25 protein-coding genes and 4 tRNA genes are annotated in these 26,586 nt (G+C 51.1%); 12 read left to right on the top strand and 17 right to left on the bottom strand.

Features of this window, described 5'->3' with window-relative positions:
* Position 1: 1 nt before the first annotated feature.
* The 6 genes from STSP2_RS10805 (at position 2) to STSP2_RS10780 (ending at position 5,787) form a co-directional block, all read left to right on the top strand.
* Entirely contained in the window at positions 2-859 is an 858-nt protein-coding gene (locus STSP2_RS10805) for a DUF748 domain-containing protein (RefSeq protein ID WP_146662573.1), read from the top strand.
* A 21-nt stretch (positions 860-880) separates the two neighbouring features.
* A complete protein-coding gene (gene mnmA, locus STSP2_RS10800; RefSeq protein ID WP_146662571.1) occupies positions 881-1,930 on the top strand; it encodes a tRNA 2-thiouridine(34) synthase MnmA in 1,050 nt (349 codons plus the stop codon).
* A gap of 30 nt (positions 1,931-1,960) precedes the next feature.
* Positions 1,961-3,007 carry a glycosyltransferase family 9 protein gene (locus STSP2_RS10795; protein WP_146662569.1) on the top strand — a complete coding sequence of 349 codons (1,047 nt, stop codon included), beginning with the start codon at positions 1,961-1,963 and terminating at the stop codon, positions 3,005-3,007.
* Positions 3,008-3,083: 76 nt separating this feature from the next.
* The gene (gene lpxD, locus STSP2_RS10790) at positions 3,084-4,100 is read left to right on the top strand and encodes a UDP-3-O-(3-hydroxymyristoyl)glucosamine N-acyltransferase (protein ID WP_146662567.1); all 1,017 of its coding nucleotides are present in this window, start codon (positions 3,084-3,086) and stop codon (positions 4,098-4,100) included.
* 18 nt (positions 4,101-4,118) lie between these two features.
* Entirely contained in the window at positions 4,119-4,967 is an 849-nt protein-coding gene (locus STSP2_RS10785; RefSeq protein WP_146662565.1) for an LpxI family protein, read from the top strand.
* Positions 4,960-5,787: a lipopolysaccharide kinase InaA family protein gene (locus STSP2_RS10780; RefSeq protein WP_146662563.1), complete on the top strand. Its 828-nt coding sequence runs from the start codon at positions 4,960-4,962 to the stop codon at positions 5,785-5,787. Before STSP2_RS10785 ends, STSP2_RS10780 begins: the two co-directional genes overlap by 8 nt.
* A gap of 16 nt (positions 5,788-5,803) precedes the next feature.
* On the opposite strand, the gene rfbB is transcribed toward STSP2_RS10780, so the two are convergent.
* The 9 genes from rfbB to STSP2_RS10735 form a co-directional block, all read right to left on the bottom strand.
* The gene (gene rfbB / locus STSP2_RS10775) at positions 5,804-6,817 is read right to left on the bottom strand and encodes a dTDP-glucose 4,6-dehydratase (RefSeq protein WP_146662561.1); all 1,014 of its coding nucleotides are present in this window, start codon (positions 6,815-6,817) and stop codon (positions 5,804-5,806) included.
* Positions 6,818-6,872: 55 nt separating this feature from the next.
* A complete protein-coding gene (pheS, locus tag STSP2_RS10770) occupies positions 6,873-7,862 on the bottom strand; it encodes a phenylalanine--tRNA ligase subunit alpha (RefSeq protein WP_146662559.1) in 990 nt (329 codons plus the stop codon).
* A gap of 44 nt (positions 7,863-7,906) precedes the next feature.
* A complete protein-coding gene (rplT, locus tag STSP2_RS10765; protein WP_146662557.1) occupies positions 7,907-8,260 on the bottom strand; it encodes a 50S ribosomal protein L20 in 354 nt (117 codons plus the stop codon).
* An 88-nt stretch (positions 8,261-8,348) separates the two neighbouring features.
* Positions 8,349-8,543 (bottom strand): 50S ribosomal protein L35, encoded by a 195-nt coding sequence (gene rpmI / locus STSP2_RS10760; protein WP_146662555.1) that lies wholly within the window; start codon positions 8,541-8,543, stop codon positions 8,349-8,351.
* A gap of 255 nt (positions 8,544-8,798) precedes the next feature.
* On the bottom strand, positions 8,799-9,317 hold the full coding sequence (infC, locus tag STSP2_RS10755; protein ID WP_146662553.1) for a translation initiation factor IF-3: 519 nt from the start codon (positions 9,315-9,317) through the stop codon (positions 8,799-8,801).
* 91 nt (positions 9,318-9,408) lie between these two features.
* Entirely contained in the window at positions 9,409-11,322 is a 1,914-nt protein-coding gene (gene thrS, locus STSP2_RS10750; protein WP_146662551.1) for a threonine--tRNA ligase, read from the bottom strand.
* Positions 11,323-11,419: 97 nt separating this feature from the next.
* Entirely contained in the window at positions 11,420-12,067 is a 648-nt protein-coding gene (locus tag STSP2_RS10745) for an HAD family hydrolase (protein ID WP_169853147.1), read from the bottom strand.
* 251 nt (positions 12,068-12,318) lie between these two features.
* Positions 12,319-13,581 (bottom strand): uroporphyrinogen decarboxylase family protein, encoded by a 1,263-nt coding sequence (locus tag STSP2_RS10740; protein WP_146662547.1) that lies wholly within the window; start codon positions 13,579-13,581, stop codon positions 12,319-12,321.
* Complete coding sequence (locus STSP2_RS10735; protein WP_146662545.1) at positions 13,535-15,010, bottom strand: sugar porter family MFS transporter; 1,476 nt, start codon at positions 15,008-15,010, stop codon at positions 13,535-13,537. The genes STSP2_RS10740 and STSP2_RS10735 overlap by 47 nt, the downstream gene beginning before the upstream one ends.
* A gap of 164 nt (positions 15,011-15,174) precedes the next feature.
* Here STSP2_RS10735 and STSP2_RS10730 point away from each other — a divergent pair, with 164 nt between their 5' ends.
* Entirely contained in the window at positions 15,175-16,341 is a 1,167-nt protein-coding gene (locus STSP2_RS10730) for an AraC family transcriptional regulator (protein ID WP_146662543.1), read from the top strand.
* Between the two features lie 193 nt (positions 16,342-16,534).
* On the opposite strand, the gene STSP2_RS10725 is transcribed toward STSP2_RS10730, so the two are convergent.
* The 8 genes from STSP2_RS10725 to STSP2_RS10690 form a co-directional block, all read right to left on the bottom strand.
* Positions 16,535-16,624 (bottom strand) — tRNA-Ser (locus STSP2_RS10725).
* Between the two features lie 43 nt (positions 16,625-16,667).
* A tRNA-Ala gene (locus STSP2_RS10720) sits at positions 16,668-16,740 on the bottom strand.
* Between the two features lie 89 nt (positions 16,741-16,829).
* The gene (locus STSP2_RS10715) at positions 16,830-18,044 is read right to left on the bottom strand and encodes a CCA tRNA nucleotidyltransferase (RefSeq protein WP_169853146.1); all 1,215 of its coding nucleotides are present in this window, start codon (positions 18,042-18,044) and stop codon (positions 16,830-16,832) included.
* Complete coding sequence (gene rsmD, locus STSP2_RS10710) at positions 18,034-18,630, bottom strand: 16S rRNA (guanine(966)-N(2))-methyltransferase RsmD (protein WP_146662539.1); 597 nt, start codon at positions 18,628-18,630, stop codon at positions 18,034-18,036. The genes STSP2_RS10715 and rsmD overlap by 11 nt, the downstream gene beginning before the upstream one ends.
* Position 18,631: 1 nt before the next feature.
* On the bottom strand, positions 18,632-19,609 hold the full coding sequence (bioB, locus tag STSP2_RS10705; protein ID WP_146662536.1) for a biotin synthase BioB: 978 nt from the start codon (positions 19,607-19,609) through the stop codon (positions 18,632-18,634).
* Positions 19,610-19,626: 17 nt separating this feature from the next.
* The gene (locus tag STSP2_RS10700) at positions 19,627-20,175 is read right to left on the bottom strand and encodes an HYExAFE family protein (RefSeq protein WP_146662534.1); all 549 of its coding nucleotides are present in this window, start codon (positions 20,173-20,175) and stop codon (positions 19,627-19,629) included.
* Between the two features lie 394 nt (positions 20,176-20,569).
* On the bottom strand, positions 20,570-21,874 hold the full coding sequence (gene hisS, locus STSP2_RS10695; RefSeq protein WP_146662532.1) for a histidine--tRNA ligase: 1,305 nt from the start codon (positions 21,872-21,874) through the stop codon (positions 20,570-20,572).
* Positions 21,875-21,932: 58 nt separating this feature from the next.
* Positions 21,933-22,382 carry a YkgJ family cysteine cluster protein gene (locus tag STSP2_RS10690; protein WP_169853145.1) on the bottom strand — a complete coding sequence of 150 codons (450 nt, stop codon included), beginning with the start codon at positions 22,380-22,382 and terminating at the stop codon, positions 21,933-21,935.
* Between the two features lie 212 nt (positions 22,383-22,594).
* Between STSP2_RS10690 and STSP2_RS10685 the strand changes: the two genes are divergently transcribed.
* The 5 genes from STSP2_RS10685 to STSP2_RS10665 all read left to right on the top strand — a co-directional run bounded on the left by STSP2_RS10685 (position 22,595) and on the right by STSP2_RS10665 (position 26,486).
* Positions 22,595-22,668, top strand: a tRNA-Met gene (locus STSP2_RS10685).
* Positions 22,669-22,685: 17 nt separating this feature from the next.
* A tRNA-Glu gene (locus STSP2_RS10680) sits at positions 22,686-22,758 on the top strand.
* A 33-nt stretch (positions 22,759-22,791) separates the two neighbouring features.
* The gene (gene tadA / locus STSP2_RS10675; protein WP_146662528.1) at positions 22,792-23,316 is read left to right on the top strand and encodes a tRNA adenosine(34) deaminase TadA; all 525 of its coding nucleotides are present in this window, start codon (positions 22,792-22,794) and stop codon (positions 23,314-23,316) included.
* Between the two features lie 176 nt (positions 23,317-23,492).
* A complete protein-coding gene (locus STSP2_RS10670; protein WP_169853144.1) occupies positions 23,493-25,538 on the top strand; it encodes a discoidin domain-containing protein in 2,046 nt (681 codons plus the stop codon).
* 15 nt (positions 25,539-25,553) lie between these two features.
* On the top strand, positions 25,554-26,486 hold the full coding sequence (locus tag STSP2_RS10665) for a hypothetical protein (RefSeq protein ID WP_146662524.1): 933 nt from the start codon (positions 25,554-25,556) through the stop codon (positions 26,484-26,486).
* Positions 26,487-26,586 lie beyond the last annotated feature (100 nt).

The raw sequence follows: 26,586 nt of genomic DNA, 5'->3' as shown, positions 1-26,586 counted from the left end.
AATGAAAAAAGTTAAACTGGTTAGAAGGATCGTAGTCGGAGTATTAGCTGCAGTAGTGATCTTGCTGATCATCTTCGCTGTTGCAGGTGACGGCATGATCCGTAGAGGAGTTGAAAAAGGTGCGTCCAAAACGCTCGATGTGCCCGTAACAGTTGGCGATCTTTCGTTAAGTTTATTTGCGGGTTCCGTTGATATCAGTGATCTCGATGTGGCAAACCCAGAGGGATTTGAGACACCGACGCTGCTCGAAATGGGAAATGCGGATGTCGATCTAGATACCCCTTCCTTATTCTCCGACACGGTCACGATCGATACTATGAATTTCGATGATATAACGCTGACCATCGAGCAGAAGGGTTTGACCAACAATCTTAAAACAGTTCTGGACAATCTGCCAAAGAGTGAAAAGGGTCCCGAAGAACCCACCGAAGAGACAAAAGGTAAGAATCTGCTGATCAAGAAGCTGACTCTGTCCAGCGTAAAGGTGCGTGCCAAACTGCTGCCTGTTCCGGGCCAGGCGGATACTGTCGAACTTAAACTGGCACCAATTGAGATGGAGGACCTTGGGACCGAGGATAAAATGAGTGTGGCGAGGCTGTCCGCTCTGATCCTGACGGCGATCGCAGAAGGAGTCGCTCAGCAGGCTGGCGATCTTTTCCCGGCAGATATGGTTGAATCGCTCAAAGGAACGCTTGAGGAATTGCCATTTGAGCAAGGCCAGAAATTGCTCGAGGACACTCTGAAGCTTGGAGAGGACACGCTCAAGAACGGCTCGGATGCGGGCAAAGATATCATGGAAAAGGGAAAAGATATCGGGGAAGGACTAAAGGGACTGTTCGATAAGAAAGAAGACGAGTAAATATCAGAAGTTTCAGTAAATATGTCTGAAAAGAAAAAAGTATTAATAGCCATGAGCGGCGGCGTGGATTCTTCCGTAGCTGCCGCCCTTCTGCTAAAAAAAGGGTACGAGTGCGAAGGCGCGTTCATGGTCACCAACGATCATGCTCAAGGCGCTTGCGCGGATGCTCAACAGATCGCAAAACAGCTAGGGATCATACTGCACGTTCTTGACCTTCGTAAGGATTTCGAAAATATCATAGATTATTTTTGCGATGAGTATCGCCGGGCACGGACTCCCAATCCATGCGTATACTGCAATCGCGAGATAAAATTCGGTCGGCTGTGGAAATTCGCGCTAGAGCAAGGGTGTGACTTCATCGCTACCGGTCATTATATTGAGATCGAACATGAGTCGGACAACGCAGCAATATACGAAACAAGCAACTCGGCGAAGGACCAGTCATACGTTCTTGCAATGATCGACAAGCAGGTCGTGCCGCACATACTGCTGCCTATCTCATCGCGAGAAAAGGATCAGACCCGTCAGTTGGCGGCAGAATTCGGGTTTCACATAGAGAACAAACCGGATTCTCAGGAAATCTGTTTTATCCCGGATGATGACCATATCGCGCTGCTCGAAGAAAGATGTCCCGACTTGAGCAGACGGGGCAGGATCGAGGATATTGACGGCAATAAGCTGGCCGATCACCCGGGCATTCATCGTTATACTATCGGCCAGAGACGAGGGCTGGGCGTAGCGATGGGTAAGCCTGCATACGTGTCCAAGCTGGATGCGCAATCCAACACCGTGACCCTGGCAGAAAAGCCCGCCGTTCTCAAACGTGAACTATTCGGATCCGGCACAAACTGGCTGATCGATACGCCCTCAGAGCCGTTCCGCGCAAAGGTAAAAGTTCGCTACAATCATAAGGGCCAGACTTGTACCGTCTACCCTGACGGTGATAAGGTCAGGGTTTGCTTTGATGAGCCGGTGTTCGCAATAACCCCCGGCCAGACCGCTGCGATCTATGTGGAGCAAAAAGGCAGGTGGCGACTTGTCGGAGGGGCCTGGATAGATTCATCTGACTGACAGTCAATTTCACTCACGGAGACGCATCTTGTGGTTATAGAAGAAAATGTCCGTACAAAAAATCAGGGAATGACGGGCGCCATCATAAATCCCGGAGCGATAGGAGATTGCATCCTGACGCTGCCTCTGGCTCGTTTTCTCAAGGAACGGTTAAGCCTTGCCAGGCTGGACATGATCGCAAACAGCGACTACGTGTCATTCTATCCGAAGCGCACCTGCGTCGACGTTGTCCGGTCGATCAACTCAATTGCAATGCACCGTCTGTTTGTCGGTCCGGACGAATTTGAGCTCGATCAGCATGATCAGCTCATACGCGATTTCAGCCACTACGATTATATCGTCAGCCTCCTCGGAGAGCCCGGAGGCTCATTCGAATCCAACCTGATATTCACCGTCTACTGTTCTCGTTCCGCAGAGGTCACTACGATACGCATGCATCCGGCCGAGGGCCAGAATAGGCATGTCGCAGTTAGTTATATCGACCAATATTGTGAAGCCAACGGCTTGCAATGCGAGGGCCTTTCGGCTGGTCTTAATACCGAATTGATTACGCCAACTGCGGATGACAAGCAGGCAGGACGCTTTATCCTTCAATCGCTCGGTGTCAATCCGGATAAGCCGGTCATAGGGATTCACCCGGGTAGCGGCGGCAAGTACAAGTGCTGGCATATTGACAATTATCTTGCACTTGCTGAGAAGGTGCGCAAAAACGGCTCGGTCCCGGTTTTTATCATTGGACCTGCTGAAAAGGAGCATCTAAACAAGGCCGCATTGAATAGGATCAATGACGAACATACAGTTGCAGAAAACTACAAACTGCTCGAAATAATGCAGATACTTTCGACGGTTCAGGCCTTCGTGGGCAATGACAGCGGTATCGCTCATCTAGCCGCGGGATCCGGCCTGCCCGCAATTACGGTGTTCGGACCGACCGATCCTGCCCTCTACAAGCCGGCAGGGCCGCACTCACATGCGATAGCCGTCGAACCTGTTGACTTTGACGAACCAAATCCTGCGGCAGTCGAAGACGTTGAGCATTCTCTCAATGAGTTGCTGGCGAAGACCGGTCCATGTTAGCATCACAAAACTTTTGACGCAGGCCTCCATATCGCTATAATCAACGCTCGTCGATAACTAATATAGGAAAATTGCTATGCATGGCATCACACTCAGAGAATTGGCCGAGCACGTTGACGGAAAGGTCGCAGGCGATCCCGATCTGGTCGTGGAATCAGTTGGGACCCTGGAAAATGCAGAGCCAAATCAGATAACTTTTCTTAGCAACAAGAAATATTTGCCGCTGCTGAAGACCACGTCTGCCGGTGCTGTTATAACGTCGGAAGAGACTGACTCTCCCGCATCCCTGCTCATAGCAGAGGACCCATACTACGCATTCATGCAGATTTTAGTGCTGATCCACGGGCACCGCAAGCATCCATCGACCGGTATCAGCGAACGAGCCTTTATCGCTGAATCTGCAAATGTCGGCGAAGGCACGCAGATAGCACACGGAGCAACAGTAAGCGAAAATGTCAAAATAGGGAACAACTGCACCATCTATCCGAATGCATTCATTGGTCCTGATGCTTCGGTCGGTGATGACTGCATCATATATCCGAACGTCGTGATCTATGATAATACGCGGGTCGGTGATCGAGTGATCATTCAGGCGAACGCGACAATAGGCGTTGACGGCTTCGGCTTTGCGACGCATAACGGCGAGCATCACAAAATTCCGCAGATCGGACGGGTGATCCTGGAAGATGACGTTGAGATAGGCGCGAACGGCTCCATCGAACGCGGCACCCTGGACGACACCGTGATCGGGAAGGGCACAAAAATCGGTGATATGGTCGCGATCGGTCATGGCACCCGCGTCGGTCCGCACTGCCTGTTGGTTCCGCAGGTCGGCATCTCCGGATCTACAACGCTGGGACACCATTGTGTGCTCGGTGGTCAAGTCGGTGTCGTCGGACACATCAAGATCGGCAACATGGTCAAGATCGGTGCCAAGGCCGGTGTCGGCAATGATATTCCGGATGGTGCAACTGTGCTGGGCACCCCGGCGGTTGAAGCAGGCAAAGCCAAACGTATAATGATGAGCTCGCTTTCACTGCCCGAGATGCGGAAAAGGCTCAAGGCCGTCGAACGCAAGCTGAAGATCAAATAAAATAGTCGACACTCACTGATGCCGTCACGAACTCCTAAACAAACTCTGGGTCTGATCGCCGGTGAAGGCAGATTGCCTTTTCTCGTAGCGGATGGGGCCAGACGCGCAGGTTTGCGGGTGGTATGTGTAGGCCTGGCAGACAGCGCGGACCCTGAACTTGCAGATCATACGGATGTTTTTTTCGAGGGCGTGGTCACCAGACCCGCAGGCTGGATGCGGAAGCTTCGCAAACAAGGCGTTTCATCCACCATCATGGTCGGCCGGGTCAAGAAAACAGCCATGTATACGCCCTGGCGGATTATCCGGTATCTGCCTGACTGGCGTGCTCTTCGGATATGGTACTGGCGGCTGGGCAAGACGGATAAACGGGATGACACAGTGCTTAACGCCATAGCTGCGGAACTGGCAAGCGGTGACATAATACTGGAGGATTCAACTATGTACTGCAAAGAACACATCGCCGAAAAAGGCGTCATGACGAAGACCCAGCCTGGTGCGACGATCAAAGAGGATATAGAGTTCGGCTGGCAGATTGTCAAAAGACTGGGTGAACTTGACATTGGTCAGGCAGTTGCGATTCGTGAGAAGGATATCATTGCGGTTGAGGCTATCGAAGGCACCGCGAAGATGATCAAGCGTGCCGGCGAGCTATGTCCGAAAGGCCGATGGACTTTGATCAAAGCCGCCAAGCCTCATCAGGACATGCGGTTTGACGTGCCGTGCGTGGGCCCGGATACCGTCGAGAATCTGGCTGAAAATGGCGCATCATGTATGGTCGTAGAGGCGGGTAAAACGCTCATATTGGATAAGCCTGAAACGATACAGTTGGCTGACAAACTGGGGGTTGCGATCGTTGGTCATGAGTAACAGCAGCTCGAGTATGAACAGACTTAAGTTGTCCGGCTGGAAACTATTCATCGACGATGGCTTCCCGGTTGATACACTTCGCCGGTTGCCGAGAGGACCGCATTTTGAAAATGTCAGGGGCCCTTTCGAACGTGTAAATGCTTCAACATCTGCGAGAGTGTTTCGGTGTAAAATTGGATTTGCGGGCAGGCCGGTGGAACTGTATTTTAAACAGTATCTACACCGTTCTGTGACCGATTTCCTGAAACATGCCTTTAGACCATCGCGGGCTGTGCGATCTCTAAAGGCTGCGAAGATGCTTGCTGAACATGACTTGAATGCTCCGCCGGTTGTGGCTGTCGGTGAATTGAAGCTGGGCCCGTTCGTTCTGGAGAATTTTACGTTTACTGAAGCTGTAAATCATGCGCCTGATCTCTACGAACATGTCCAGGCCTTTGCAAAAAGTTCATCGCATTTGGAGCGGAGATCGTTCATCGAACAGCTTGGCGAGACAATCGGGAGAATGCATGCGACGAATATCTCGCACGGGGACCTTCGGCCGGGCAATGTACTTGCCAGGAAAACCGATGATCGGTGGCAGTTCTTCTTCCTTGACAATGAGCGCACGCGCAAATACATGAGGATCCCACGAAAGCTGATTTTGAAAAACCTCGTGCAGATAAACATGCTCCACAGCGATGTGTTGTCATCGACTGACCGCATGCGTTTTTTCAAGGCTTATCTGCGCAGCAATCCCAAGCTCGTGCCAGAGAGGAAACTTATTGCCCGCAAATCGGCTCAGCGCACAGCCGAAAGGTTAAATAAAAAGAAGCATAAATAGATATATCGAAGAAGTGCTATCGACCATCATACATCTGGTCATAATACTTCTCGTACTCGCCGCTGACTACATGCTCCAGCCATTTACGGTTTTCCAGATACCAGTCTATAGCCTTGCCGATGCCTTCTTCGAATGTAACTGAAGGCTTCCATCCCAACTCACTCATGATCTTGCTAGAATCGATAGCGTATCTGCGGTCGTGACCGGGACGATCCTTAACGAAGGTGATGAGGTCCTCGCTTTTGCCAAGCCGGTCGAGGATACGTTTTACTACCTCAAGATTTGTTTTTTCATTGTTGCCGCCGATGTTGTAAATGTCCCCCGATCTTCCTTTGGTAAGGACCTGCCAGATCGCGGTGCAGTGATCATAAACGTAAAGCCAGTCACGCACGTTCATACCGTCACCGTAAACCGGAAGCGGTTTATCGTTCAAAGCATTGTTTATCATCAGCGGGATCATTTTTTCGGGGAACTGGTACTCCCCGTAGTTGTTCGAGCAGCGCGTAATATTATAGTCCAATTCCCACGTGTGGCCGAATGCTGCGACCATGTGATCAGCAGAAGCCTTGCTGGCCGAGTACGGCGAGTTGGGGCTCAGCGGCGTTGTTTCTGTGAATAATCCTTCAGGGCCGAGCGAACCATATACTTCATCAGTGGAAACCTGCACGAACTTGCCCACACCCTTATCCAGAGCAGCCTTGAGCAGCGCAACCGTACCCTTAACATTGGTCTCGATGAAAACACCGGGTTCCATTATTGAGCGGTCGACATGACTTTCAGCTGCGAAGTTTATTATGGCATCGACGGAATACTCTTCCAGCAAGCGTTCAACCAGCAATCCGTCGCAAATATCGCCGCGCACGAACTCATGGTTAGAGTCTTCCATGAATCCCGCCAGGTTCTCAAGGTTCCCGGCGTAAGTGAGCTTATCAAGGTTTATGACCTTGCATTCGCGATGCTCGGCCAGAACCATCCGGACGAAATTACTTCCGATGAAACCAGCCCCGCCCGTAACCAGAACGCTATTCATTGCTGTTTCCCCTGTACAAGTCTTGCGAACCTGTTTGAGACCCGATGAGCCGCTTCTAGAATTGATCGAGGAATCGCAGATCGTTCTCGAAAAGCAGCCTGATGTCAGTGATTCCGTACTTCCTCATGGCCAGACGCTCTATACCAAAGCCGAATGCCCAACCTGTGTACTTTTCGCTGTCGATACCGACAGCATCAAAAACGTTCGGGTCAACCATGCCGCAACCGCCGACTTCCATCCACTCCTCGTTGCCGTTCTTGTCAACCCAAAGCAGGTCGATCTCACAGCTCGGCTCGGTGAACGGGAAGAAGCTCGGCCTGAAACGCCATTTGGTGTTCGCCCCGAAGAAAGCATGGATGAACTGATCCACACTGGTCTTGAGGTCAACCATAGTTATGCCCTCATCAACCACCAGCGCTTCAATCTGATGGAACATATACATATGAGTAGCGTCAACCGTATCTGGCCGGTAAACGCGACCTGGTGCGACGATCCTTATCGGAGGCTTCTCCTTTTCCATAACACGTATCTGGATCGTGGATGTCTGGCTGCGCAGCAAACGCTGATCATCTACGTAGAAATTGTCTTCAGGAGCCCTTGCCGGGTGATCAGGCGGAATGTTGAGACCGATGAAGTTATGCCATTCGTCTTCAACTTCTGGTCCGTAGGCTACGTCAAAGCCCATCCTGCCGAAAATTTCCAGCAGTGAGGTGATCGTCTGCGTGATGACATGCTGTTTGCCTCGTTCGACAGGTATGCCCGGCAAAGTCACGTCTATCTGAGGACCGGCTTTCTTTGTGGTCGTACCGAGCGTCTTCTTAAGCTCTTCGAAAGAGGCTGTTATCTCTTTCTTTATCTTATTTGCAAGCTGACCGCCCTCTTTGCGCTGCTCAGGTGCCAATTTACCGATCTGACTGAGCATGCCGGTAATATCACCTTTGCGTCCGAGGTATTTAATCCTGAACTGCTCCAGTTCCTCGGAATTGCTTATGTTTTTGAGAGCCTGCCGTGCTTTGTCGCCTATCTGTTGGAATTTGTCCAGCATATCTGTTCCGCTAACTTCACTTGATGCAGAAAAAAAGCGGCACCTTAAAGCGCCGCCTTGACTTGTTCTACTATTGTATCGAAGCCCTTAGGGTCAGCGATAGCGATTTCGCTGAGCATCTTGCGATTCACTTCGATATTAGCCTTCTTGAGGCCGTTGATGAACTGGCTGTAGCGGATACCACGTTCACGGCATGCCGCATTGATACGGATGATCCACAGCCCGCGATAGTCTCTTTTCTTGAGCTTACGACCAACGCGTGCGTTTACTTCCTTACGGACGTTTGCCTCTTTGGCGAGACGGTGAAGACGACCCGCTGCACTGCGATGACCTTTTACACCCTTTTGCACACGCTTGTGTGCCTTGCGCCTTGCTGCGCCTTTTCTTACTCTTGGCATATCAGCTTTCCTTTCATGTACAGAGTACCCCGCTCGCTACGGCAGCCGATAGTAGCCGGGAAGCGAACGGCAAATCTTTTTTACGTCGTTACTTTCCCAGAGCAGCCTTGATCTTGTCGGCCACGACGCCTTCAACAACACAAGCCTTGCTGATGCGACGACGACGTCGAGCGTCTTTCGTGCTCATCAGGTGGCTTCCGTTGGCTCTTTTGCGTCTTACTTTGCCCTTGCCGGTCAACTTGACTCTCTTGGAAAGACCCTTGTGAGACTTTTGCTTTGGCATCTAACCAGTTCCTTTTAAACAACTTACAGTTCCAAAACTTAGTATGAGCCCGGTAATATACTACACTTCTAACGGAGCGTCAACCTTTTATCGCAGACAGACGCAAAATTATTGGCAGTCAAGGTCACCAATCCCCAGGCTCCTGGCTTGATAAAAAAGAAGACCCTCAACCAGTTCATCCGATTGCCAGAGGAACCGTTTAAAGGTCTTCCTGTATATTTTTTCAACGATCAAACGATGAAACGTTGTGCCTTGCTACTTATGGCCATCCGGAGCAACGACCATCGTAAGTCTGCGGCCAGCCATCTTGGGCGGCCGTTCGACCTTTGCCAGGTCCTCGATCGTCTCCAGAATATCCTTCATCATCTCATGGCCGTGATCAACGTGTATCATCTCCCGGCCGCGGAAGAGCATGCTGAACTGCACCTTATCACCCTTCTCAAGAAACTTGCGGGCCTTTTTCACCTTGATACCCAGGTCATGCGGGTCGATCTTTGGTCGCAAGCGAACCTCTTTAAGGTGAACAACGTGTTGCTTTTTCTGCGACTGCTTGTTCTTTTTCTTCTGCTCGTACAGCCACTTACCGAAATCCATCACTTTGCATACGGGAGGTTTGCTGTTGGGAGCAACTTCAACAAGATCCAATCCTGCATCGCGAGCTCGCGACAATCCTTCCTGAGTCGGTACCACACCTATCTGATTGTTGGACTCGTCGATCAGACGAATTTCTTTGACCCGGATCCTCTCGTTGATTCTAGGTTTTTGCTTACTAATAGTCCTTCACCTCATATTTAACTAGGCTTTTCAATTCACCCGGCTAACGTGATGCCGGATACACAAGTAATATATATCAGTCCTGCGAGTATTAGAAGTCAAGATTTTCGCTTTTTTCTACTATTTTTGAGCTTACGATCCCGATCAGCTCCTCAGCATTGACGGTTTTCGTGGACTTTCCGCCTCGCATACGAACACCTACGCTGTTTTCTTCTGCTTCTTTTGGCCCAACGACCAGCATATACGGCACGCGGTCACCGTGGGCGCGGGCGATCTTGGCACCGATCTTTTCGTCAGATGTGTCGACCTCGCAACGCAATTCCGCATCGGAGTACATTTTACTCAACTTTTCGGCGTAATCGTTTGTTTTCTCGCTGATCGGCAGGATCCTCATCTGTGTCGGTGCGAGCCAAAGCGGGAATGCGCCCGCGAAGTGCTCGATCAGAATGCCGAGGAAACGCTCGAGCGAACCGAGTATCGCCCTGTGGATCATGACCGGGCGTTTTTCGGTATTGTCCTTGGCTGTGTAGGTCAGTTCGAAACGCTCAGGCATGGAGAAATCAAGCTGGACCGTGCCGAGCTGCCATGAACGCTGCAGACAGTCTTCAATGTGGAAATCGATCTTCGGGCCGTAGAAAGCGCCGTCGCCCTCGTTGACCTCATATTTGATGCCTTTGTGCTCCAGTGCACCTCGTAGGGCATCTGTCGCGATATCCCATATCTCGTCCGATCCGATATGCTTTTCGGGCTTGGTGGACAGCTCTATATGATAATCCTTGAACCCGAAGGCCTGGTACATCTCCTGAATAAGCTCGATCACGCCGATGATCTCACCTTCGATCTGCTCTGGCATGCAGTAAATATGTGCATCATCCTGCGTGAACTGCCTTACTCTCACGAGCCCGTGCATCTGGCCGCTGGGTTCATATCGGTGGACCAGACCGAGCTCAGCCATCCGCAGGGGGAACTCTTTATAAGAATGCTTGCCGCTCTTATAAACGAGCAGCCCGCCGGGGCAGTTCATGGGTTTTATGGCGTAGTTTTTTTCATCGACACTGGTGAAATACATGTTCTCCTGGTAATTATCCCAGTGCCCGCTCTTGTGCCATAGTGCTTCATTGAGAATGATCGGTGTTTTTATTTCCGAATAACCGTACTTTCGGTGCACTTTGCGCCAGAAATCGATGATCTCGTTCCAAAGCACCATCCCGTTAGGATGCAAAAACGCAAAACCGGGCCCCTCGTCATGGAAGCTGAACAGGTCCATCTGCTTGCCGATCACGCGGTGATCACGTTTCTTGGCTTCTTCGAGCCTTTGGAGGTGTTTTTTCAAAGCTTTCTTATCATGCCAGGCGGTTCCGTAGACACGCTGGAGCATTTTTTCCTGCACATCGCCGCGATAATACGCCCCTGCCACGCTCATTATCTTAAATGCACCGATCTTTTTCGTGCTCGGCACATGAGGCCCGCGACACAGGTCCTCAAAATCGCCCTGACAGTAAAAACTGATCACATCGCCGTCCGCACGATGGATGTTGTCGGTCTTGTACCTGTGACCCGCAACCCTTTCGAGCGCCTTTTCGCGGTCAAGCTCAATCCTCTCGAACGGCAGATCTTCATTGATGATCTCCTGCATTTTCTTTTCGATGCGGGAGAAATCTTCGGGTCTAATCGGTTCATCCAGATCTATATCGTAATAGAAGCCGTCACGAACGGTCGGGCCGTAGACCAGCTTAGCGTCCGGCCAGATGCTGGTGATCGCTTCAGCCATTACATGCGCACAGCTATGGCGAATGACCTCGAGCCCGGTCTCATCCTTAGCTGTAACGATCTCGAAATCTGCTTCACCGTTTATCGGTGTGTCCATATCGATCAGCTTGCCGTCAATGCGAGCCGCGACTGCAGCCTTTGCAAGTCCAGGACCTATTTGCTGTGCGAAATCCATCGCCGTACTTCCGTCCGGCGCCTCGAGCGTTTTCCCGTCAGGGAGTTTTACCTTAGCCATCTAATATTCCATACATCTGTGTAGCTTTTACAATATAAGTGCCGTTAAATCAGCACCTTACGTCGGCCTTTAAATATAATCAGCATCGCAAAATATGTCAAGCGAGCAATTCAACGATTTCCGCAGGCTCGTCCACAACCACATCAGCGCCGGCCTGTTTCAAAAGCTCACTGTCGCGAAATCCCCAGCTCACACCCACGGTCTTCATGCCGCAGGCCGTTCCGGTGAGCATATCAATGTCGCTGTCACCCACAAAAAGTGTCTCTTCGGCCGAAAAGCCGAGTTCTTCGGCGATAGCCAGGGTGACAGCCGGGTCAGGCTTGATCGCAACGCCGTCTTTCGCGCCGGCAACCTTTTTGAAATATCGATCGCCAAAATAGTGTCTCACAATCGCCCGTGCAACATCCTCGTCCTTATTGGTTACGACCGCCATCGGGACACATATACTGTCCAGTTCGGCAAGCAGCTCATTTATACCCCCGTAAACCACGGTATCAACAGTGCAATTCTGCCGATAATGGTCGCGCATAAGGTTCAACAGCTCATCCACCAGATCCTGATCAGTTGGCGGCAGCGCCTGCTGGGCGAATTTGCGAACGCCGCTGCCTATCATCTTTCGGCATTCTTCGTGACTGTGCACAGGCTGACCGAGTTGTTTTAGCCCATAGTTCATCGAGTTCGAAAGGTCAGCCAGGGTGTTGATCAATGTACCATCAAGGTCGAAAAGAATATATTTGTAATTCACAGCTATCTGCTCCGCTAAAGTAAGTAAACCAAACCAGGAGCCAGCACAAATACCTAATCTAAGTGCACATTTCAAGCTGTTTTTGTGTTAGATTCGTTTCTTTTGCTTACCTCAATTATAAAAGCATGTTCGAACTCACAGCAAAAAAGAAAGGAAAAACAGACCGCAGGCCACAAAACATGGACAGCCAGCAAAACAATGCACTGGATGCCTGCCGAGTCGTCTTTCAGGCCCAAGAATTATCTAACAAATCAGCCTTCGCCGTTGAATTCTTTGACCGCTTCGATCATGGCTACAACGTTTTCGACGGGGGCGTTGGCCTGTACGTTATGGATTGCGTCGAATACGAAGCCTCCGCCTGGGGCGAATGTTTCGCAGCGGCTCAGCACCTCTTGGCGAACGTCCTCCGGTGTCTGGAAAGGCAGTGTCTTTTGTGTATCAACCCCGCCGCCCCAGAAGACGATCCTGTCGCCGTAAGACTCCTTGAGCGTTTTCGGATCCATTCCCGCTGCCGAACACTGGACGGGATTGATAATGTCGAACCCGCATTCGATAAAGTGCTCCATGAAATTGGCAACCGCACCGCAGGAGTGCTTGAAAGTCTTCCAGGTCGTATTCGCGTGAATCCAGTTGTTGAGCTTTTTATAGTACGGAGCATATAGCTTATCGAACGTCTCAGTCGAGCAGAAACTGGACGTTTGTGTGCCAAAGTCCGTGCCGCAAATAAGCAGGACATCTATGGCTTCGCCGACGGCATCGTGCAGCCTGGCGAGATTATCAATTGCGATCTCGCTCTGCTTCGAGAATATTGCATGAATGTAGTCCGGTCTCATAGCCGTTGACATGTACCATTCGGTTATGTCCCTGATGCCTTTGGGGTTCTTCAAGAATGGCGCCGGAACCAGCGCGATGTCGCCAAAAGCAGTACCGCCAAGGCTGCTGACAACCGCCCTGCCTGAGTCCGCGAGCTTACCTGCCTGCTTTTTGTAATAGTTGAGGTCCTCATCGGAGATCGGTCCGAACTCTTCGAGATTGTCTGCAGGGTCGAGCTTGTCTTCATCAATCGGCTCCTGGCGTATGATGGTATCGAAGAAATAACCGCTTGCCGGCATTCGTCCACTCGGCATTGAGTCAGTGTCACCCTGCGGATACATCAGCAGATCGCCGTTGCTGTCCTTTGTAACATTGAAATCCCCGCCAACAAGAACCTCCTGTCCCCAGGGTGTCGTAAATTCCTTCCAGTTGTTGTTTTTGAAACCGAACATTGTGGCCGGCGGTGCAAGCCCGATGGTATCCACGCCCATGGCATCGAGCAGATCCGGCTCTATCTCGCCGAGCATCTGGTATGGATCAGATACTTTTACCGGCTTTTTCTCCAGCCCATAATGTTCACGCAGTCGGGCAACGCACAAAACATGCATGCCCGTGACCGGCGTGCTTCCAAAATCGACAACGACCTTGCCGGGATCAACGTGATCCAGCGACTTTCTTACCAGTTCCCTGTGATTCACCATAAGTTTCTTTCAAATTCTCGTCTAACAGATTCGCTTCAATTTGTTCTAGTGTCTTGCCCTTAGTCTCAGGAATATATATTCTTATAAAGACAACCCCCAGCACGCAGACCACGGCATATATCCAGAATGTTGCTGCAATGCTGTACGCATCCTGAATGATCGGGAAAGTATAAGAGAGGACAAAATTGCCTATCCACAGGGAAAGGACAGCAATGGAAGTTGCGAGTCCTCGTATGCGGTTGGGAAATATTTCCGATATAACGACCCAGACCACCGGACCAAGCGTTGCTGCGAAACAGGCCAAAGCAGCCAGAACCATCAACAGCACCAGAATACCTTGTACGTTCAGGTGGAAAAACAGACCGACCACCCCGAATGAAATAGCCAGACCTGCCGAACCCCACAGCAGCAGTGACTTGCGACCGATCTTATCAACCGTAAACATCGCAACGATAGTAAACGCAAAGTTTGTAATGCCAACGATCACCAGGTTGAACAGCACACCGCTTACGTTGTAGCCGGCAGCCTTGAAAATGTCGTGTGCGTAGTTGAAGACCACGTTTATGCCGCACCACTGCTGGAACACGGCAAGGACGATGCCGATCAGCAGGATCTTTCGCATGCGGGGCTTTAGAAGCTCTCTGACTTCGTGTCGTCGCGACTTCTCATCGAACGTCTCGAGTATACTGGCAAGCGAGTTCCCGGCGTACCCGGCGCCGCCGACCTTTTCCATGACTGTCACAGCCTTTTCAGTTCGACCCGCCCTGCAAAGCCATCGCGGACTGTTCGGCACAGTAAACATCAATGCAAAGAAAAGCAAGGCCGGTATTCCCTCGGCGGCAAACATCCACCGCCAGCCGGTCTGACCGTTCCAGGTGTTGAGAAGCGCTGCTCCCTCGACCCCTTCCGGGACAGGGTGCGACTGCAGTATCAGATAATTCACAAGTTGGGCCAGCAGAATACCGATCACGATCGTCATCTGATTCAGTGATACAAACCGCCCCCGAAGTGATGCCGGCGAAACCTCGGCGATATACATCGGCGAAAGCGTCGATGCGAAACCCATTCCGATCCCGCCAAGCAGGCGATAAAGTACGAACTGCGTGAATGTGGGCGCATATCCGGACCCGATCGCGGAAACGAAAAACATCGCAGCGGAAACGATCAGCAGCTTTTTGCGGCCAAAAACATCTGCAGGCTTGCCCACGCACAGAGCCCCAATTATACAGCCGACGATACAACTGCTCACGGCCCAGCCCTTGATGGCCGGTGAGGATAAGTTGTAAACCAGTTCGTAAAACTCCTTGGCGCCTCCGATCACCACAAGATCGTACCCGAACAACAGCCCTCCCATGGCCGAGACAAGAGAAATGCCAAGTAAGTACCTTAGATTATACTCGCCATCTGTTTTTTCTTTGACCACTTTCATACCTCTCCCCCCCATCGACATTAAGTTTAATCCCAACCTTAGAACTATGACACCGCAAACAGTATCCCCAAAATCAACTTGCAGCACAAGTCAATATAGCGCAAAATGATGTAAATATTGCGCAAACCATCTCGAAACATTTGCAAAACCAAGGTCTTCTCCCAATGAAACATATACCAAGAATAGGCCTGTTGATCGAAACTTCACGAGGCTACGGCCAGAGTCTGCTTTCAGGCATCGCGATATTCTCCCGCTTACACGGCCCATGGTCCTTTTCCCGCAATCTCCCATTCTACAGGAAATCACCCGAAGACGCCGGTTCATCGCCCCAGCTAAACCTGGTAGATGGCATTATCGCGCACACCGACGATGCGCAGACATTATTGCCGGCAATCGACCTTGGGATACCGATGATAGTGCAGGGTATCAAAGATGTTTGTCAGAACCTGCCAACAATCATAGCCGATGATACGGCAGTTGGTAAAATGGCAGCAGAACATTTCCTTGATAGGAACTTCAAGAATTTTGCATTTTGCGGATTTGATGAGATGTACTGGTCACAGCTCCGCAAGCAGGGCTTCGGTGACGCGGTACAAGAAGCTGGTTACGACCTTCACGCATTTGCACATCCGCAAGCAAACGACAAGCGATGGCAGGAGAACGAACAAGCTCTGCTGGTCGAGTGGCTGGAAGCACTGCCAAAACCGGTCGGAATTTTCGCCTGCAACGATGATCGAAGCCAGGATATCGCAGAGGCGTGCATGCTTGCCGGCCTGAATGTCCCTCAAGATGCAGCAATCCTCGGGGTCGACAATGACGAATTGATCTGTGAACTTTCCGAGTTTCCCCTTTCAAGCATAGCGCTGTCGACAGAAAAGGCTGGATACATGGCAGCGGAACTGCTCAACAAAATGCTCTCAGGCGACCGCATCGATAACGCTCAGATAACCATTGACCCTCTTTATGTGGTCACTCGAAGATCCACGGATATTTTCGCAATGGACGATAAAGAAGTAGCAACGGCAGCAAGGCTTATCAAAGAGAGCTTACACGACACGATCGCAATCAACGACATCGCCGATCAGGTCGCATTATCCCGGCGTGCCATTGAGCTGAGATTTCGCAGGGAAATGGGTTGCACCATAAACAATTACATACAAAAAGAACGAGTTGCCAGAATAAAAGACTTGCTGCTGCAAACCGACTGGACGGTTTCACAGATCGCTGAGAAAACAGGATTCTCGTCAGCAACCTACATGGTGCAGGTTTTCCACAAGCACATGAAGGAAACGCCCCTCAACTACAGAAAACGACACCACCCGACGAGCTGATAATAATCCCCAAGACTTCTTTGAGTAGGCAAACCTTCGCCCAAACCTCATACCAGCCTCGCAGCAAAACGCCAGGTACCAAAAACCACCGAGCATCCGGGGTTTCAAGAAATCGAACCAAACCGCGTTTTTTTGCGCATAAATCACGCAGTTTGCGCAGAATCAGCGATTTTGAGTGTAAAAAATGAAAAAACGGAGAGGGGGGGATTCGAACCCCCGGTACGGCTTTACGCCGTACGACGGTTTAGCAAACCGTTACCTTAAGCCACTCGGTCACCTCTCCAGATTGTAAAAAAGCATTGCCTCACAGCCGGGCTGCAAGGCAATGGAGCCTATGAGATTCGAACTCACGACCTCTTGCATGCCATGCAAGCGCTCTCCCAACTGAGCTAAGGCCCCGCGTGCGGCAAAATCTATCACAAATGATATTATCAGGCAAGTACTTATTGGGGCAAATTGTGAGAAAAGTTCCCTAAGACTCCCCCCTTTTAGCCCGTTTTATCACTGTTTATTCGATTTCGTACCCATTCTTCGGCCTTTTGTCTGGTTCTCAGCCTGTTGTCTAGCTGCTCCAGATACATCTCTCGGGCGACTTCACCAACCATTGGGCCCGGTTTTACCCCAAGTTTCATCAGTTCGTGACCGTCCAAAAGTGGATCGGGAGTCAATTCGGTGCCTTTCAGTTCCTGAGCCCGAGATCGTATGGTTTCGAGCGGCTTGACAGATTCGCCTTTAGCTTTCTGGATAGCGAGCTGGTACTCGTAAAGGTCGTCGAAATAGGGCTCCGCCAGCAAAAGACGCAGCCGTGCAAGTCTCATATCATCTTCAAGCAATACGCCCCTGTTATCCAGCAGAAACTGCACATGCTTTATCAGTGCGTTGCTGGGCCTGATTACGGCCAGGCTATTGATCACAGCCGCAGATTTGCAAGCCGAAAACAGACCTGCCAGTGTCAATTCGTATCCTGCGCCATTGGGAAGCTGTTCAAGCACTCCAATACCCGCCGTCAACTCATTTGGGTCAATCTCTGGGAAAATCTGATCAGCCAGCTCGTTTTCGATGAGCAGTCTCGCACCCCTGGCTCGGTTCGGGGAAATGAGCATTGCCTCAAGTTCCATGCCGATGCGTTCACCGCTGATGCGGGTTATATTGCCGGCAAGCTCACGCACCGCGTTCCACGTTGCTGGATCGATCTCAAAATCAAGCTGCGTTGCAAATCGCACCGCGCGCAGCATGCGGAGGAAATCTTCGCTGAAGCGCTCGTGCGGCTCACCTATCGTTCGGATAACCTGCCGGTCCAAATCCGTCTGGCCGCCTACATAGTCATACACTTGCTCTGCAACGGGGTCATAGAACATGCCGTTAATGGTGAAGTCCCGCCGGGCAGCATCCTCTCTTGCGTTGGAGAAATGAACCTCCTGGGGATGGCGGCCGTCCGCGTATCCGCTTTCGGTTCTGAAGGTTGCGACTTCCACTTGATGCTTTTTGAGCATGACGACGACTACGCCGAACTGGGCGCCGATCTCAAGTGTACGCCTGAAAATATCCATTACCTGCTTCGGTCTGGCGTCTGTGACAACATCGTAATCCTTTGCCTGACGGCCCAGCAGCATATCACGCACGCACCCGCCTGCGAACAGAGCCTGGTAGCCCTCTTCGCGGAGTCTATGGACGACCTTTGTTGCTGCCTGCTTATTCGTCATCGTCCTGTTCACCGGGTTCATATCGCAGAATCGTTACCGACGTCGAACCCCAGCTCCGCTCATCTATGACCTTGAGCTCGCCGTACTGATCTTCCAACTGCGTCCTTTTGTGTGTTCGAACGATCACTATCGCGCCAGGCCGAACCTGCTCACAGAGCAAATGCAGCAGCCTGCCCAGCCGGGACTTCTGGACCGTATCCCGCGCCATCACATAAGGCGGGTCGACGAAAACGAGATCGTACTTTGGTTCTTCGAATCCGACCGGGGCACCGATCTTGAATACATTACCCCGGATGACCTTTGACTCGGCCTCGAAATGCGCCTTTGAAATGTTCTTTTCGAGAAGATCGATGACCTGGGCACTCTGATCGATGAAGGTGGCATGTTTCGCCCCCCTGCTGAGACATTCAAGTCCCATCGAACCCGTGCCGCAGAACAGATCGCCTACAACACAGTCCGCGGGCATGTCATATTTGAATATTACGCTGAACAAAGCCTCCTTCGCACGATCCGTGATCGGCCTTGTTTCCATGTTCTTGGGAGGCAAAAGCTTCATCCCGCGCTTCGATCCAGCAATTATTCGCATATCAGCAGGGCTCCAATCCGAGGTCCTTTAGCATTTGCACGTCCTCGCTTACAGAGCTTCCCGCGGTCGTCAGGTAGTCGCCGGTGATGATCGAGGTCGCGCCTGCTTGGAAGATCCAGCTTTGCAGGGTACGCAGGTTGAGCTTGCGGCCACCCGCGACCTTCAGGCTGGCCTTTGGCAGGATAAAACGGTAAAGAGCCACCGTGGTCAGGATCTCTCGCGGCTGCATAGGTTCGTTATCACCCATTGGTGTGCCTTCGATGGGGTGCAGGAAGTTCATCGGGACCATGTCGACGCCGAGGTCCCGCAATTCGATCGCCATCTCGATGCGATCTGCTTGGGTTTCACCTAGGCCGAACAGACCCCCGCCGCACACACCCAGGCCCGCACTGATAGCGTTTTTGATCGTCTTAACCCGATCATCGAATTTGTGTGTGGTCACTATATTGGGAAAATGACTTCGCGAGGTTTCCACGTTGTGGTTATATCTGGAAAAACCGGCATCGGCCAGCAGCTTGGCCTGTTCTGCGGAGATAGTGCCAAGTGAGCCGCAAAGCTGCAGGCCGTAGTCATTCTTTATGATCTTCGCGAGTTCGATAACCCGGTCCAGTTCCTCGTCGGTTATCGCCCTTCCGGAATACACTATCCCGAAGCTGCGGACACCGTTGTCTCGTGCGTTTCTGGCTGCTGCGAGTATTTCTTCATCGCTCAAAAGCTTTGCACGCTTGTCGATGTTCGTGTTGTATCTCACGGACTGGGCGCAGAACGCGCAGTCTTGATCGCAGCCGCCGAGCCTGGCAGGAACGATCGAACACATTTTGACCTTATTGCCGAAATTCGCCTGCCTGATGCGGTTCGCCCAATAGAGAAGGTCGTCATAATCGGACTCTGCTTCGTCGAGCAGCATCCGACACTCATTCTGATCCAGGAGCTCGCCGGTGAGAACCTTGCCGGCAAGATCCGTAATAATCTTGTTCATGAAGCTTTAAATACCTTTCAAAGCAGGAACTGCCCGAGCGGCTTTGCAATTTGCCTGAAATCGGCAGCCGGCACGGAAAAAGTCTTCCATTTTGGGCTCCTGACTTTCATTAGTTTGCGATAATCATCGAGTTTTACCGCTAAAAACGCATAACGGTTGTCGCAGAAATCATAAGTCGCCCTGCCGTCAGTTTCAACGTCTATTTTCTCAAACCGGTATGCAAAGACAAAAACCGCTTCAACCTTTTGTCGTGCCGAGGACTCCTGAAGAACGGACTGCCAATCCTCCAGACCTATCACGTCATCTTGCGTGACCCAGTTCTGAAGCCCAGAAAGGCTTGCGAAATTTGTCCCCTTGTAGAGCCTGCCCTTCACTTCCGCTACGATCATATCTGCAGCATCGGGGCAGAGACCCGCCCTATTGTTGTACAACAGGAAGTCAAAACTCTTGACGCTGTTGCGTGCAAAGTGATTGCGTTTCTGCTGGTCCACTGCCACATATTTGAGGCGATTTTCGATCAACCAGCTTTCAAGGGCTATCTCATAATCGTTGGATTGTGACGACATAGGTATTAGTGTATCCCTTTATTTTCAATCGTCAAGATGCAATCAATGGCCTTAGAAAGGATTTTCCCACATTTGGCTGTGAATTGTTACGAAACTCTCGTTGTTCGAAACATGACCTTGTCAGCGAAGAAGACTCGCGAAATCGCCCATTTGAGCTTAAAAATGCGTGTCGATCAAATTGCCTACACGAGCGGTATAAGCAAACGCGCCAAAACCGCCAAAAATAATTGCGTGGAGACTATATTGACGTATAGTTTAAGTGGAAGGTCGAGGCGGTAAAAAATACCGACCAAGACGCCAGGAACCGGCTAAAACTTTTCATCACCCTCCTCCGAGGCCAGGCTTCGACTTAACGTCGGGTCTGGCTTTTTTTGTTCAGAGGGATCAGATTTGCCTAACCCTTGTCTCGGGTGACCATCTCGTAGAGGGATTCTGGCGTGACTTCGGCCTGATCGCCCGTTGCCATCGTCTTTAAGACGTATTTTCCGCCGTCCGCAAATTCCTGCCCGATAATGACGGTATGGCTCGCTCCGGCAGAAGCAGCCTTTTTGAGCTGCTTGCCCAGATTGCCGCCCTTGTAGCTGAAATCGGTAAAGACGCCGAGTCCCCGAAGCTCGGCTGTCAGTTTCACCGCTTCGCCTGCAAACTCGCCGGACGCATAGGCAACGAAACAGTCAATCTTTTTTGTCTGGAGCTTATCGTCCTTGAGCAGCCCCTTCTCACGAAGCAGTATCTCCAAGACGCAGTCGCCCATGCCCATACCTGTTGCCGGGACTGACGGGCCGCCGAAATCGCTGAGCAGGTTGTCATAACGTCCCCCGCCGCACAAAGCTCGCAGCTCACCAACCACATCGTGAACCTCGAAAACTACGCCGGTATAATAGGCCAGGCCTCGAACGATGCCCGGATCGAATACGCAGTAGTCAGCAATACCCATGTTATCCAGGATGCGGAAAAGTTCGGCAAGCTCGGCAATCGCATCTTCAAGTTCTTCGCTGCCGTCGGACATTGCCGCGATCTTCGCAACGTCATCCAGCACCATGAACTTTTGGACCTTTTCAGCGATATCGCTGTCCGGTATCGATTTGAGCAAGAGCTCATCGAATGCTTCGGGCGGGAGTTTGGGCTTTTTGTCCAGCACGGGGTAGATCGATTCGAGCTGGTCTTCTGCTATGCCGGCGCTTTTCAGGAACGCTGCCAGCAGTTTGCGACTGGAAATTCTGGCCTTGATATCATCCGCATCCAGTCCCAGTCCGCGAAGATAGTCAATGGACGTGAAGATCACCTCAGCATCGGCAAGCACGCTGTCGACGCCGATTATGTCTATGTTCCACTGGAAAAACTCACGTAAACGCCCTTTTTGCGGCCTTTCCGCCCTGCACAGGCGCGGAACCGAGAACCATTTGATCGGGCGAGGCAGTGCGTTAATCTGCTGGTTGACCATCCGGGCGAGGGTCGGGGTGATCTCGGGCCGAATTGCCAGGTGTCTGCCGCCGCGGTCCTCGAAATTGAAGAGCTGCTCGACGATCTCATCGCCGCTCTTGACCTGGTACATCTTGAGGTACTCGAATATTGGGCCGTCGTATTCTTCGAACCCGTTGCGTAGTGAGGCCTCTTTCCAGCCGTCTATGATAAAGTTGCGTACAGCCATCGGCTGTGGATAGAAATCACGTGTTCCCTTAACTGCTTTGATCTTCATAAAATGGTCCTGCGGTTGGATATTCAGCTTAAAATGTGGTCAAAAGATGGTACTTTTGCTATCTGGCTTTGCGTTTCTTCGCCTTTTTCTTGCGTTTTCGAGGATTGAGCTTGTCGAAAACCTTCGGTCCGAATTTGATCTTCATGTATTCTTCCATCTGATGCTCGTCGGTGAAATGCAGCTCGTAGTCGTAATCGTCGCTGGTGAAATCGCAATTTTCCGTGCTGTAGCCGCGGCAAATTTTGGGACGTGTCTCGTACATCTGACATTTATAATCGTCCTCGGACAGATACTTGCACTTGTTCGCCACCTGCACATACCAGTCGCCGTCCTCGACGAAAACCGTTATATCCTCATGATTGAGATACCAGCGGATATCATCGTAATCGTCCCAATCCTCCGGCGTATCGATCGGAAGTGCAAAATACCTGCAGCATAGACCGGTGCACTTGTCACAGAGAGATTTTTTGCCGCCCTTAGCTGTTTTCTTTTGTTGTTTTTTCGCCAACTTGCACTCCCATTCATCAACATAATTCAAAAGCAAAGCAAAGTGGAATTATACCTCTGTCATCTTCTCAGTCAAGAAGCCTTCTCAATACGCATAGGAAAGGTCAATATACATTTCAAGGGCGATATTTTGAACAAAATACGCGAAATTTTGCTTGCAGAAGAGCATTTTCTGTGTAAACTAACGGCCTCTTTTCGACGCAGGTTTTGTATGGCGGCGTAGCTCAGTTGGTTAGAGCATGGGATTCATAAGCCCAGGGTCGATGGTTCGAATCCATCCGCCGCTATTTTTCGGCATTTTAATGCCCCCATCGTCTAGCGGCCTAGGACGCCGGGTTCTCATCCCGGTAACAGGGGTTCGAGTCCCCTTGGGGGTATTTTTTTATGCGCTTATTGTGCCAGGGGAAGCGATGAATTCAGTCGACCAAATCAATATCGACCAAGACTACATGCGAAAGGCCATCGATCAGGCCTATATTGCCGAGGAAAACGGTGATGTACCTATCGGCTGTGTTATTGTGCATGAAGGTCGTGTTATCGCTAAAGCATATAATGAACGTGAACAGTTAAATGACCCCACCGCGCACGCGGAGATAATTGCCCTGACGCAGGCGGCGGAATTCCTGGGGACATGGCGGCTGCACGGCTGTACGGTCTACGTCACGCTGGAACCTTGCCCGATGTGTGCGGGCGCACTGGTTCTGGCCCGTATGGATCGACTCGTTTTCGGTACGGAGGATCCGAAAACGGGCTCGTGCGGCAGCATATACAACATTGTGCAAGATGATCGGCTTAATCACCACATTGAAAACACTAAAGGCGTCCTGCAGGAAGAGTGCCGGGAGCAGCTCCAGGCATTTTTTCGAAACCGCCGTCTAAAGAAGAGCCTGGAACAGGCCACTTCTGACGCTAAGGATGTGCGAGAATCACTGTAAAACCCTCCTGATACAGATTCTTTACACATACCGGTGCTTGAATAATCTTCACAAGGTAACTATAATACCTTTGTGGGTTCTTTCACAGCTTGCTGGTGTGCGCCGGTTAAGAATGCGGCAATAAGTTGTACCCGCCCTACCGAATGAGATAAGCTGTAATATCAAGGAGTGTGAATTTGAACATCTTCAAATCAATACTGACCATTTGCGCGATGGCTTTTTACGTCAGCAGTTCAATCGCTGCACCACCTTCTTCACCGTCGCCTGAAAAACTTCTCGCATACGAAGTCAAACGTATTGCGGGGGATGATACGATTTCAACTATTGCAGGCAAAAATAAGGGCTCAGAGTTTCTTGATTCCTTATATTCGAACGAACTCTGGCTGCGTGATCTGCTCGACAGCGGGCCCGTAAGAAATCCTGAACGCGTTCTGAGTTTTCTGCACCGTGTCTGGCTTGACGACAAGGGTTTTACAGCCGACGCGGTAGACCGTTCTATGGCTACTGCCTGCGGATTGGCTCTGGGTTCTAACACACGACTCGATCCCGACTGGATGTGGGAGCGGTATCTTTATTTCCGGGACAGTTGGGACGATGGGTTTCTGAACGAGTGTTATGGTGAGCTGGCGACCTGGGAGCGCAGGTACCTTGCTCGGGGCCCTCAGTATGCGAGCTATTCAACTGCCGAGGCTATGCGGTATCTGCGCGACCGGATATCGCTGCCCAGGGCCCAATACGTCGGGGCATGCTGGCAGGCTCCCTACCGTGGACATAACTGCTTTGGAGATTCGGTCCAGGGTCCCCAGTATTATCGCCCTTTTCGCGGCTCGTTCTCTTGTGATCCTGAGATGGCTATAAAGGTCGGGGGAGTCTGCGGCGCACTTTCGAATCTTGGTACAGCGGCAGCGATTGCTAACGGAATCCCGGCAACGTCAATGGGTGAGCCTGGTCACTGCGCCTATGCCGTACAGGTCAGACCCCAAACATGGCAGCCGGCATATTCGCTCTCCTGGAAAAGAGGCATGCACAACTGGCTTTATCGGCCGACATGGCAGAGTTTGCTGTTAACTCAGGAGGCATTCAAGAAACCGCAGCTCGTAAAGAAATCTAATGACCTGGTCCGATTGGCCCACTGGTATGAAGCTCAAGGTAATACTCGAGCAGCAGAGGGTAAGCTTCGAGAAGCGGTCAATGTTCATCCGGTCCATTATGGTGCATGGGTTCAGTGGGCCGAATTCGGACAGCGTCAGGACCTGCCCGCTATGTGGTGGAAGCGATACGGCATGGAAGTAATGAAAACTTTGGCCCAGGAACACGAAGAACCGGCGTGGGCGCTGCTTTCAAAGTATGCCTACAGCAATGTGCTGCCAAGATTGAAGGACAATCAGCGGGCACTGTTTTTCGCTCAGTACATGGAATCATTCGATGACTTTGGTGACGGCAGGTGGAACATCGAGGGGGCGTGGAACTGGATGCTTAAGCATCTGAGCAGTGCCCGTGTTAAAGAAATGTTCAAGCTTCGTCTAACGCATATCTCTATTCCAAAGGCCTCGATCGGGTCGGCGGTTCTTGCATGGATGAAACAGCAGTGCGGCGATAACGAAAAGGCCTGGCTCGATTTCCAGGAATGGCTGGTTAACGATCTCGCAAAGCAGGGAGAGGGCAAAAATGTGGATGCTGTAATTCGTCAGCTAGGGCGAACATCGCTCCCTGCTGCCGCGGAACGCGGGGACCTTGCTTCATACCAAACTATTGGTAAGCTGTGCTCAAGTCTTTATGAGCCGATGCCTACGGACGGGATAGAACCGTTCACCGGCGAACTTTTAACGGAAGGCGGAGCGATCCGGATCAGCGGCATCGGGCAACGATATGATTCGCCGGAACGACACTGGGGTGTGCTGAACATGCACGGCGGATCGCTTCATACCAATTCTACAGAAACGCCCTGGATCGAAGTACGGCTGGGTAATTTCGGACAGCTTAACGGGCTCGTTATACAGAACCGTAAAGGCGGATTCATGTGGCGGGCAAACGGAGCTCGTGTGCTCGCTTCGACTGATGGCAAGTCCTGGGAGCAGATCGGTAAGCTTGAAGGTTCGAAATTATTCTACCGTATCGATCTCACTGATGAGAAGCCGCGAGCCGGCTACATTCGTATCGAGAGGGACGGGCATTGTATGCATTTCGCACGGATTCTGGCATATGGAAAGCGATTGAACTAAATGGAACCGATGAACATGAAACGAACAATTCAAATACTCGTATTCGCAACTATATTCAACCTGGCTGGGGCAATTTCGCATGCACAGGTAATCTATGGGGATTCGTTTTCCGACGGTCTGGAGAAAGCGAAGAATTACAAGACGGTGCTCGTGGTACTTGCACATGGCAACTGGAACCGGTGGAACGAGCGTCTTTATGAAGATGTATTCGAAGACAAGTCAATGTCTCAGATGCTAAATAAAGGCCGTGCGGTTTTAACCGATGTCAGAGTGCTGCAGTCTGCCACTGACGAACAGAAGAATAAGAATAAGTCACGCAATGAGGGTTTCAAGGCCAAAGGCGTACATACTTACCCTGCCGTGATAGGTTATTCATCTGAGGGCAAGCTTCTGGGCATCCGCCAGGGTGTCGACCTGCCAAAGGATATTGAGCAGGCCCGCAAAAGCATTGCTCAGTTTGCAAAGCTGTGTCTGGAATACGAGTCGCTTAAAGACGAATCCGAGAAAGCAAAGTCAGCCGGTGACAAAGATACAGAGCTTGCAGCTCTTGCAAAAATCGGCGAAATGCCGTTGAACCGTCCTGATAATTTGCTGAAACGCATAAAGCAACTCGACCCCACAGACTCTAAAGGACACTATGCCCGGCTCACTTTCCCTCATTGGCAGAAACTTTTCTCAGACGTGACCAGCCGTACCCAAAAGGGAGAGGGCGCAGCAGTGGAGAACGAACTCAAGAAGATGCTCCGTACCGATGCTTATACCAAGGTGCAACGGGCTTTCGTTCATGTCGCACTCGGTAATTGCTACCGCCGTCAGGAAGGAAAAGACAAACAAGCAGCCAGTTCTTTCAAAGAAGCCTGGGGGATCGCTCCTGAAACATTTCCTGGGCAGATAGGCAAACGCTGTTATGAGGCGTGGTACAAGAGTACGGATATAGCTTCACAGTAATTATCTTATCTTAACGCCGGTATCCGATTTCGAACGGTCATTTACGAGCCTGGATACGGCTTAGACTGAGCCGGAGTCTTTTACTCACACCAATCCGCGT

Source organism: Anaerohalosphaera lusitana, from assembly GCF_002007645.1.
Lineage (GTDB): Bacteria > Planctomycetota > Phycisphaerae > Sedimentisphaerales > Anaerohalosphaeraceae > Anaerohalosphaera > Anaerohalosphaera lusitana.
This window is presented reverse-complemented; position numbering and strand designations above follow the sequence as displayed.

Coding starts and splice junctions, on each gene's coding strand:
- thrS (WP_146662551.1), bottom strand. CDS start 11,322: ATGGCTAAGGTAAAACTCCCTGACGGGAAAACGCTCGAGGCGCCGGAC.
- pheS (WP_146662559.1), bottom strand. CDS start 7,862: ATGCTGGACAAATTCCAACAGATAGGCGACAAAGCACGGCAGGCTCTC.
- STSP2_RS10700 (WP_146662534.1), bottom strand. CDS start 20,175: ATGTCGTCACAATCCAACGATTATGAGATAGCCCTTGAAAGCTGGTTG.
- mnmA (WP_146662571.1), top strand. CDS start 881: ATGTCTGAAAAGAAAAAAGTATTAATAGCCATGAGCGGCGGCGTGGAT.
- STSP2_RS10730 (WP_146662543.1), top strand. CDS start 15,175: ATGAAACATATACCAAGAATAGGCCTGTTGATCGAAACTTCACGAGGC.
- hisS (WP_146662532.1), bottom strand. CDS start 21,874: ATGAAGATCAAAGCAGTTAAGGGAACACGTGATTTCTATCCACAGCCG.
- STSP2_RS10740 (WP_146662547.1), bottom strand. CDS start 13,581: ATGGTGAATCACAGGGAACTGGTAAGAAAGTCGCTGGATCACGTTGAT.
- bioB (WP_146662536.1), bottom strand. CDS start 19,609: ATGAACAAGATTATTACGGATCTTGCCGGCAAGGTTCTCACCGGCGAG.
- tadA (WP_146662528.1), top strand. CDS start 22,792: ATGAATTCAGTCGACCAAATCAATATCGACCAAGACTACATGCGAAAG.
- STSP2_RS10715 (WP_169853146.1), bottom strand. CDS start 18,044: ATGACGAATAAGCAGGCAGCAACAAAGGTCGTCCATAGACTCCGCGAA.
- rfbB (WP_146662561.1), bottom strand. CDS start 6,817: ATGAATAGCGTTCTGGTTACGGGCGGGGCTGGTTTCATCGGAAGTAAT.
- STSP2_RS10785 (WP_146662565.1), top strand. CDS start 4,119: ATGCCGTCACGAACTCCTAAACAAACTCTGGGTCTGATCGCCGGTGAA.
- STSP2_RS10805 (WP_146662573.1), top strand. CDS start 2: ATGAAAAAAGTTAAACTGGTTAGAAGGATCGTAGTCGGAGTATTAGCT.
- rpmI (WP_146662555.1), bottom strand. CDS start 8,543: ATGCCAAAGCAAAAGTCTCACAAGGGTCTTTCCAAGAGAGTCAAGTTG.
- rplT (WP_146662557.1), bottom strand. CDS start 8,260: ATGCCAAGAGTAAGAAAAGGCGCAGCAAGGCGCAAGGCACACAAGCGT.
- STSP2_RS10735 (WP_146662545.1), bottom strand. CDS start 15,010: ATGAAAGTGGTCAAAGAAAAAACAGATGGCGAGTATAATCTAAGGTAC.
- lpxD (WP_146662567.1), top strand. CDS start 3,084: ATGCATGGCATCACACTCAGAGAATTGGCCGAGCACGTTGACGGAAAG.
- STSP2_RS10780 (WP_146662563.1), top strand. CDS start 4,960: ATGAGTAACAGCAGCTCGAGTATGAACAGACTTAAGTTGTCCGGCTGG.
- rsmD (WP_146662539.1), bottom strand. CDS start 18,630: ATGCGAATAATTGCTGGATCGAAGCGCGGGATGAAGCTTTTGCCTCCC.
- STSP2_RS10665 (WP_146662524.1), top strand. CDS start 25,554: ATGAAACGAACAATTCAAATACTCGTATTCGCAACTATATTCAACCTG.